Below are 8,699 nucleotides of genomic sequence, written 5' to 3' on the forward strand. Positions count from 1 at the left end.
CCCCTCACTCCTCCGGAGGAAACACCGCCTCCCCGCTCCCCAGCAGGGTGATCATGATCGCCTCCACCGGACACCCCTCCGCCGCCTCCAGGACCTTCTCGTTGGCGTCGGACTCCGGTTCCGCCGGGTGGGACTGCATGGCGGAGTCGAGGTGGAAGGCGGTGGGGGCTAGGTGGGTGCACTGGGCCGAGCCGATGCAGAGGGAGCGGTCGACCTCGACGTGCCAGCGGTCGCCCATCGGTCAGGCCTCCCAGCCGGCGGGCAGGTGGATCATCTTGTGCTCCAGGTACTCGCCGTAGCCCTCGGGCCCGAACTCCCGCCCCAGACCGGAGTTCTTGTAGCCGCCGAACGGACCGAGCATGTCGAGGCTGAAGGTGTTGACGGAGTACGTGCCGGTACGGACCTGGCGGGCCACGTCGATGCCACGGGCCACGTCGGCCGTCCAGACGCTGCCGCTCAGCCCGTAGTCGGAGTCGTTGGCGATCTTGACCGCCTCGGCCTCGTCGCCNNACCGGCCCGAAGATCTCCTCGCGAGCGATCCGCATGGAGTTGTCGACGTCACCGAAGAGCGTCGGCTCGACGTACCAGCCGCGGTCGAGGCCGGGCGGACGCCCGCCGCCCGTGAGGATCTTGGCGCCCTCCTCCTGGCCGATGCGGATGTAGTCGAGGTTGCGCTGCTGCTGCCGTTGGGCGACCAGCGGGCCCACCTGGGTCGCCGGGTCCAGCGGGTCGCCGACCACCAGCGCACCCGCCGCGGCGGCGAACGCCTCCGCGAACTCGTCGTAGCGCGAGCGCGGCAGCAGGATGCGGGTCTGCGCGACGCACGCCTGGCCGTTGTTCATCCAGGCCGCCGAGACGATGCCCGGCACGGAGGTCTCGATGTCGGCGTCCGGCAGGACCACCGCGGCCGACTTCCCGCCCAACTCCAGTGTCACGCGCGTGAGATTGCGTGAAGCGACCTCCATGACGCGCCGGCCCGCGGCCACCGATCCGGTGAAGGAGACCTTGTCGATCCCGGGGTGCCCGACGAGATACTCGCTCACCTCGCGGTCCGCGGGCAGGATCGACAGGACCCCCTCCGGCAGCCCGGCGTCCTTCGCGATCTCGCCGAGTATGTACGCGTCGAGCGGCGACTCGGGCGAGGGCTTGAGCACGACCGTGCAGCCGGTCAGCAGCGCGGGCGCGAGCTTGGCCGCCGCCACGAACTGCGGGACGTTCCAGGGCGCGACGGCCGCGACGACCCCGACCGGCTCGCGCCGCACCAGGATCTTCCCGAGCACTCCGTCACGCGTCTCCTCGTACGTGAAGCCCCGCGCGACCGTGATCGCCGCGTCCCACACCATCATCGCGCCGAGGGCCTGCGCGAGGACGCTCCAGGAGTACGGGGAGCCGTTCTCGGAGGAGATGACGCGGGCGATCTCCTCGTGGCGTACGGCGATCCCGTCCTTGATCCGGTTGACGACCTCGATGCGCTCGTCGAGGGACATCCTCGGCCAGGGCCCCTCGTCGAACGCGGTCCGCGCGACCGCGACGGCCCGGTCGACGTCCGCCCGCGAGGCGTGCGGCACCCGGCCGATGACCTCCTCGGTGTGCGGGGAGACCACCTCGATCACATCCTGGCCCAGGGGAGCGGCCAGCTCCCCGCCGATGAACAGCTGTCCGTGTTCCACGAGCTCGGTCATGGCCGACTGCCTCTCCGGAGGACATTTCTGACGGTGCATCAGACTGACGGTTCATCAGACATGACGACACTGGAACTGATACCAGTTCTAGTTGGAGGAGTCCACGGACCTCACACCACTTCAACGGCCAGTGATCCATCTCGCCGACCCGGTGAGTGACTTGGGCTCCCATTGGAACCGGTTCTAGTTATAGTGGCCGGGAGTCGGCGACAGGGGAACCCATGGCACAGGTGACCGATCACGGCGGCGGCGTACGGTCCGTCCAGGTTCCCATCCCGGACAATCCCCTCGGAACGACGCTCGTGTATGTCGTGGACACCGACCGCGGGCCGGTGCTGATCGACACGGGCTGGGACGACCCGGCGTCCTGGGACGCGCTCGCCGAGGGGTTGACGGCCTGCGGAACTTCGGCCGCGGAGATCCACGGAGTGGTGATCACCCATCATCACCCGGACCACCACGGCCTGTCGGGCAAGGTGCGGGAGGCGTCCGGCGCCTGGATCGCGATGCACGCCGCCGACATCTCGATCGTACGGCGGACGCGCGGGACGAAGCCCGGACGCTGGTTCACGTACATGGCCGACAAGTTGACCGCCTCGGGCGCGCCCGAGGAGCACGTGGCGCCGATGCGCACCGCCCGCTCCCGGATGTTCCCCGGCGCCTCCCCCGCGCTCCCCGACCGCGAGATCGTCCCCGGCGAACTCCTCGACCTCGCCGGCCGCCGGCTCCGCGCGATCTGGACACCGGGCCACACCCCCGGGCATGTCTGCCTCCATCTGGAGGAGGCCCATCCGGCCCAACTCCCCGGCCACGGCCGCCTGTTCTCGGGGGACCACCTGCTGCCGAGGATCACTCCGCACATCGGCCTGTACGAGGACCCGGACGACGAGACCGTCGCCGACCCGCTCGGCGACTACCTGGACTCCCTGGAACGGATCGGCCGCCTCGAACCGGCCGAGGTCCTCCCCGCCCACCTGCACGCCTTCACCGACGCCCCGGCCCGCGTAAGGGAGTTGCTGGACCACCACGAGTCCCGCCTCACCGACCTCCGCTCCCTCCTCGTCACCCCGCTCACCTCCTGGCAGCTCGCCGTCCGCATGGAGTGGAACCGCCCGTGGGACGACATCCCCTACGGATCACGGAACATCGCCGTCTCGGAGGCGGAGGCCCACCTGCGCCGACTGGTGAAACTGGGCCACGCGGAGGCGGTACCGGGGAGCGATCCGGTGACGTACGTGGCGGTGTGAACCGCCCCTTCCTCCGGTCCGCCCGGTGATTTCCTCCGGTCCGCGCGGTGATCCGATGGGCACTACGATCTTGCGATCTCCTGCCGGAGCTGTTGGGTGAAGCGACGCAGGAGGTCCAACGTCACTCGGAACTCGGCCCGGCGGTCGTCCCTGCCTTCGGTGGGCCGGGTGCTCCAGACCCGACGCGCGAGAGCATCGGCGAGATCGACGGTGTCGTCGGCACAGAGCAGGTAGAGGGCTGAGCGTGCTTCCTGCATCCGGTTCGCCAACTCGTTGGCTCCGGGACCGTCGTCACTCAGCTGTGTTTCCTTCAGGTGGTCCAGTAGCTGAACCACGGCAGTGTTGAAGCCGATCCCGGCCTTGAGCTTCTGTTCGCGGAGCCACATGCGGTCCTGTCGGCGCGCGGTGAACCACGAACCGAACACCGCCCCCATGAGGCCGATGGCGGCCCCGATGGCCACGGCCAGGATGTTCTCCACGGTCAGCCCCTCCCCGACGTACGGCTCCCCCGCCGTACAGCGCCGCCAGGCTACAGAGGCCGCCGGAGGCGCCGCATGGCGGCAAACGGGCTTCAGCGGCGGCGCAGGTGTTTGTCGGTGATCGGCGGGGTGGGGTCGATGTAGAAGTCGTCGGGGTTCACGTCGACGCCGGGCGGGACGATCTCGTCGATGCGGTCGAGGATGTCGTCGCCGAGTTCCACGTCGGCCGCGGCGAGGAGGTCGGTCAGCTGGTCGGGGCGGCGCGGGCCGATGAGTACCGCGGTGACCGCCTGATGGGCCCGGACGAAGGCGGTGGCCAGATGCGGCAGCGGCAGGCCGGCCTCGGCGGACAGCGCGGTCAGTTGGTGCACGGCGTCGGCCTTGGCCTTTACGCCCGGCTGCGTGAGGTCGAACATCTTCGCCCCCGCGCCGGCGCTGCGGTGCCCGGTGGTGGGATCCGCGCGGCCCGAGAGCCAGCCGGAGTTGAGCGGGCCGAAGGTCAGCACGCCCATGCCGTAGCGCTGGGCGGTGGGCAGCACCCGGCTCTCCACACCGCGGGTGAGGATCGAGTACGGCGGCTGCTCGGTGCGGAACCGGTGGTGACCGCGCCGCTCGGCCGTCCACTGGGCCTCGACGATCTCCTCGGGGGAGAAGAACGAGCCGCCGACGGCCCGGACCTTCCCGGCCCGGACCAGGTCCGACAGGGCGCCGAGGGTCTCGTCGATGTCGGTGTGCGGGTCCGGGCGGTGCAGCTGGTACAGGTCGATGTGGTCGGTGTCCAGGCGGCGCAGGCTGTCCTCCACCGCGCGGCGGATCCAGCGGGCCGAGCCGCCACGGTGGTTGGGGTCCTCGCCCATCGCCAGCCCGAACTTGGTGGCCAGGACGACGTCGTCGCGGCGGCCTTTCAGCGCCTTGCCGACGATCTCCTCCGACTCGCCGCCGGAGTACACGTCGGCGGTGTCGACGAGGTTGATCCCGGCGTCCAGTGCCGTGTGGATCATGCGGACCGACTCGTCGTGGTCGGTGTTGCCCATCGCGCCGAACATCATCGTGCCGAGCGCGTACTCGCTCACCGACATGCCGGTACCGCCGAGAATCCTGCGCTTCATCAGGGGCCTCCAGGTGCGTGCGTGCTTGCTTGCTTTGCCTTCCTCCAGACGAACACCGCTCACGGCCGGGGTGGGAGACCCACTCCGACCGGGGGTCCGACAGACCCCCTTTGGCGCGGCTGCTCCCCAGGTCAACCGGTCTACGGTGGAGACATGGCCCAGGAACCGAACAGCGAGCTGCGGGACTTTCTCCGCTCGCGCCGCGCGAAGATCACCCCCGAGGAGGCGGGCCTGGCACCCCAGCCCGGCACCCGCCGTGTTCCGGGCCTGCGGCGCGAGGAGGTCGCCCAGCTCGCGGGCGTCAGCGTCGACTACTACGTCCGCCTGGAGCGCGGACGCCACCTCAACGTCTCCGCGTCCGTCCTGGACGCGATCGCCCGGGCCCTGCGCCTCAACGATCTGGAGCGCGGCCACCTGTTCCGAGTCGCCAGACCGACCCACACGCGTCCTCGCCCACTGCCCCCGCAGCGCGTACGCCCCGGTCTGCGGCTGCTGCTCGACAGCCTCACCGACGTCCCCGCCCTCGTCTACGGCCGCCGCATGGACGTCCTGGCCGCCAACGACCTCGCCCGCGCCCTCTACACGGACTTCGAGGCCCTGCCCGCCCGCAGCCGCAACATGGCCCGCCTGGTCTTCCTGGACGACCACTTCCGGAGCCTGTACGCCGACTGGGAAGACGCCGCCCACGGCATCGTCGCCGCACTCCGCCTGTACGCGGGACGTCACCCGCACGACCCCGCCCTGGCCGAGCTCATCGGCGAACTCTCCCTCCAGGACGCGGACTTCCGCCACTGGTGGGCCGACCACGACGTGTTCCAGCGCACCCACGGCACCAAGCGCTACCACCATCCCGTCGTCGGCGACCTCGTCCTGGGTTACGAGGCCTTCACCCCCGCCGACGACCCCGAACAGACCCTGGGCGTCTCCACCGCCGAACCGGGCTCCCCCTCCGCGGAACGTCTGAAGCTCCTGGCCAGTTGGTCCCGGTCCCCGCATCCGGACAGAACAGCCTAGGCCAGCAGCCTGCGGATCAACTCTGCCGCCTCACCCAGGAGTTCGACCTCGTGGGGGCTCATCGTCGGGTTTGCGGCCCGCTGTCCCGTCGCCCAGCCGAGACCGCCGTCCGGGCCCGTCAGGAGTGCCGGGTCGGGGCAGCCGGCCAGCAGGGCGGACAGCATCTCCTCGGCCAGGGGCGCGCGGGGATCGTCGTCGACGGCCACCTGGGCCACGAACACGGCGGACATGCTCCAGTCGCGGCCGGGCGGGCCCTCGCCGGTGTTGGCCCAGTCGATCACCATGGGTCCGGCCGGGGTGAGGAGGACGTTCTCCGGGTGCAGGTCCAGGTGCAGGACGCGCACGGCGGGGTCGGTGGAGCGGCGGGCCGGGATCGCGTGCAGGTCGCGCAGGAGCCGGGCGAGCGCCAACCCCGCGTCCCCGGCGGTGAGTTGGCCGGCGGCCAGCGCCTCGACCACGGTCGGCCCGTACAGCCGCTCCATCACGAGGTCGGTGCGCGGGCGCGCGTCCGCCGCCGCCCGCACGCGCGGCACGGGATAGCCGTGGCCCCGTACGTACTCCATGACGGCCGCCTCGGCCGGCGCGTCCCCGTAGCCGTCCCGGTACCGGCGCAGCACCCACGCCCCGCCCCCGGGACCACCGTGATCGTCGAGGCCGCCGTGATCATCGCCGTCGTCGAGCGCGTAGACATCCGCTGTGCGCCCCGAACCGAGCAGGCGGCCGGCCCCCGCAGGTATCCCCATGGGCAGAAGTTACCGGGGAGCCGCCCGGCCTCACAGGCGGCCCCACAGGCGCCCCTCAGGGTCTTGCTACGGGCCGGTACAGTGAGCGGGTCGTCATCACAGTCGTACGGGGGGAAGCCGGTGCAAATCCGGCGCTGACCCGCAACCGTGTGCCGCCCGGTCGATCAGTCGATCAGGGGCGGCGAGCCGGATTGCCCCGTACGGACGTGACCGGCTCGCGTCACCGGGACCGCCGGTGACCGGCACCGTCGAGGCATACGGAGCCGAGCCGCCTTGGATTCCAGGCTGCCCGGCTCCCTGACCGGGAAAGGCACCCGCCGATCATGTTTGTCCGCCGCAGCGCAGCGGTACTGGCCGCCACCGCCGTGATCGGTACGGCGTTCGCGCCGGCCGCCCTCGCCGACGAGTCGCCCGGCGCGACCCCGTCCCAGGCCTTCCCCTCCGCCCTGTACGGCAGCACCGACCCCACCTACGACGGCGTCTGGCGGCAGTCGCTCGCGCTGCTCGCCCAGGACAGCGTGGATGTGAAGCCCGCGAAGAAGTCCGTCGACTGGCTCGTCGGCCAGCAGTGCGAGAGCGGGGCCTTCGCGGCGTACCGCCCCGACCCGAGCGCGAAGTGCGACGCCAGGACCAAGGTCGACACGAACAGCACGGCCGCCGCGTTGCAGGCCCTGGAGGCCCTCGACGCGAGCGACGCCGTGACGGGCGCGGCCGTGAAGTGGCTGAAGTCCGTGCAGAACAAGGACGGCGGCTGGGGCTACTTCCCCGGCACGCCCAGCGACACCAACTCGACGTCCGTCGTGATCGGGGCCCTGGACGCCGGGGACACCGACCCGAAGGACGTGCCCTCGAAGGACGACCGGACGCCGTACGACGCCCTGATGGGCCTCTCCGTCCCCTGCGACGAGACCGGCGGCGGCGCCTTCGCCTTCCAGCCGGACAAGAAGGGCAAGCTCGCGGCGAACGCGGACGCCACGGCGGCGGGGGTGCTCGGCGCGCTCGGCGAGGGCCTGGACACCGATCCCGAAGAGGACGGTGCCGGCAAGGCCTCCCCGAAGGCGTCCCAGTGCGTGGGGGGCCACCCCTTCACGATCGAGGACGCGGCGGCCAACGGTGCCCTGTACCTCGCGGGCGCGGTCGCCAAGAACGGCTACCTGAAGTCCTCCCTCCCCGGCGCCGAGGACCAGCCCGACTACGGCAACACCGCCGACACGGTCGTCGCGCTCGCCGCCGCCGGCCGCACGGCCGACACCGAGAAGCCGCTGGCCTGGCTGGAGAAGAACTCCGGCACCTGGGCGGCGAAGAGCGGCCCGGCGGCGTACGCGCAGCTGATCTTCGCGGCGAACGCCACCGGCACGGACCCGCGCGCCTTCGGCGGCGCCGACCTCGTGAAGCAGCTCGGCGCGACCGGCCCCGCGGCGACGTCCTCCGACGCCTCCACCGCCCCGGCGGACGGCAAGAACGACAAGGACGACCAGGACAACGCCTCGGACGAGGACGACGGCGGGGTCAGCCTCTGGTGGATCATCGGGGTCGGCCTGGTCGGCGGCATCGGCATCGGTTTCCTCCTCAGCGGCCGTAACAAGAAGCAGCAGCCGTGACCTGCCGCCGCCTGGTTCTGCCGGTCCTGTGTCTCCTGCTCGCCGTCCTCGGCACAGCGGGGCAGGCCCAGGCGGTCGGCTACCGCTACTGGTCCTTCTGGGACCGGAATTCCACCGCCGACACGGCCGACACGTGGGTGTACGCGACCCAGGGACCGTCGACCGCACGCCCCTCGGACGGTGACGTCCAGGGGTTCCGCTTCTCGGTGAGCGAGGACTCCAAGGACTCGGCGAAGCCTCGCGGGGCCGCCGACTTCGCGACGATCTGCGCGAAGACACCCGCACGGGAGGGGTCCAAGCGGGTCGGCCTCGTCCTCGACTTCGGCACGACCGCGGACGCCCCGTCCGGCTCGACCCCGCCCCGCCCCCGCACGGCCTGCGCCCGCGTCGACGACGACGCCACGACCGCGGACGCCCTCGCCGCCGTCGCCAAGCCCCTCCGCTACGACACCAACGCCCTCCTCTGCGCCATCGCGGGCTACCCGACCACAGGCTGCGGAGAACCGGTCGCGGCGGACCGCCCGAAGGCTTCGAAGTCGCCAGGCGAGGAGGCGGAGAGCAATTCCGCCGACGGGGACGACAACGGCGGCCCCTCGCTGGGCCTACTGACCGGAATTGCCGCGGTAGCAGCCCTGGGCGCAGCAGCGGTATGGCAAGCCCGCCGCCGCCGGGGTTGACGGGCCTGCAATGACCGCCAGCAACGACGACGAGTACCGGGGACGCGGCACCGGAGACACTCCCGGGCCTACGCCCGCCGCCTCCCCAGCTACCGCTGCCACCACTGTGGGCAGGCGTTCCGCAGGGCGATGGGGGTCCCCCCGCTC

The 8,699-nt window shown here is 71.5% G+C and carries 9 protein-coding genes and 1 pseudogene; 4 read left to right on the forward strand and 6 right to left on the reverse strand.

The genetic code is table 11. The features are described 5' to 3' along the window. Nucleotides 1–4: 4 nt before the first annotated feature. The 3 genes and pseudogenes from AOK17_RS46700 to AOK17_RS46705 form a co-directional block, all read right to left on the reverse strand. Entirely contained in the window at nt 5–238 is a 234-nt protein-coding gene (locus AOK17_RS46700; protein WP_055618707.1) for a ferredoxin, read from the reverse strand. A gap of 3 nt (nt 239–241) precedes the next feature. After that, nucleotides 242–508, reverse strand: a 267-nt coding sequence (locus AOK17_RS53290; RefSeq protein WP_245697888.1) for an aldehyde dehydrogenase family protein, incomplete at its 5' end; no start/stop codon positions are given. Between the two features lie 2 nt (nt 509–510). Continuing rightward, nucleotides 511–1,682, reverse strand: a pseudogene (locus AOK17_RS46705) (aldehyde dehydrogenase); the annotation flags it as partial. Nucleotides 1,683–1,903: 221 nt separating this feature from the next. Here AOK17_RS46705 and AOK17_RS46710 point away from each other — a divergent pair. Further along, complete coding sequence (locus AOK17_RS46710; RefSeq protein WP_055618708.1) at nt 1,904–2,929, forward strand: Strvi_7410 family MBL fold metallo-hydrolase; 1,026 nt, start codon at nt 1,904–1,906, stop codon at nt 2,927–2,929. A gap of 62 nt (nt 2,930–2,991) precedes the next feature. Here AOK17_RS46710 and AOK17_RS46715 read toward each other — a convergent pair whose 3' ends face one another. Both AOK17_RS46715 and AOK17_RS46720 read right to left on the reverse strand, forming a co-directional pair. Continuing rightward, the gene (locus AOK17_RS46715; protein WP_055618709.1) at nt 2,992–3,408 is read right to left on the reverse strand and encodes a hypothetical protein; all 417 of its coding nucleotides are present in this window, start codon (nt 3,406–3,408) and stop codon (nt 2,992–2,994) included. A 92-nt stretch (nt 3,409–3,500) separates the two neighbouring features. Further along, nucleotides 3,501–4,517, reverse strand: a complete 1,017-nt coding sequence (locus tag AOK17_RS46720; protein WP_055618710.1) for an aldo/keto reductase — start codon at nt 4,515–4,517, stop codon at nt 3,501–3,503. Between the two features lie 153 nt (nt 4,518–4,670). Here AOK17_RS46720 and AOK17_RS46725 point away from each other — a divergent pair, with 153 nt between their 5' ends. Then, nucleotides 4,671–5,531, forward strand: coding sequence for a helix-turn-helix domain-containing protein (locus AOK17_RS46725; RefSeq protein WP_055618711.1), 861 nt, complete (start codon nt 4,671–4,673; stop codon nt 5,529–5,531). Here the strand turns inward: AOK17_RS46725 and AOK17_RS46730 are convergent. After that, a complete protein-coding gene (locus AOK17_RS46730) occupies nt 5,528–6,274 on the reverse strand; it encodes a phosphotransferase (RefSeq protein WP_055618712.1) in 747 nt (248 codons plus the stop codon). The genes AOK17_RS46725 and AOK17_RS46730 overlap by 4 nt on opposite strands. 323 nt (nt 6,275–6,597) lie before the next feature. Between AOK17_RS46730 and AOK17_RS46735 the strand changes: the two genes are divergently transcribed. Beyond that, entirely contained in the window at nt 6,598–7,875 is a 1,278-nt protein-coding gene (locus AOK17_RS46735; RefSeq protein ID WP_055618713.1) for an SCO2321 family membrane protein, read from the forward strand. Then, a complete protein-coding gene (locus AOK17_RS46740; RefSeq protein WP_055618714.1) occupies nt 7,872–8,552 on the forward strand; it encodes an SCO2322 family protein in 681 nt (226 codons plus the stop codon). The genes AOK17_RS46735 and AOK17_RS46740 overlap by 4 nt, the downstream gene beginning before the upstream one ends. Nucleotides 8,553–8,699: the final 147 nt, after the last annotated feature.

It is taken from the genome of Streptomyces phaeochromogenes (assembly GCF_001418655.1).
Taxonomy (GTDB): Bacteria; Actinomycetota; Actinomycetes; order Streptomycetales; family Streptomycetaceae; genus Streptomyces; species Streptomyces phaeochromogenes.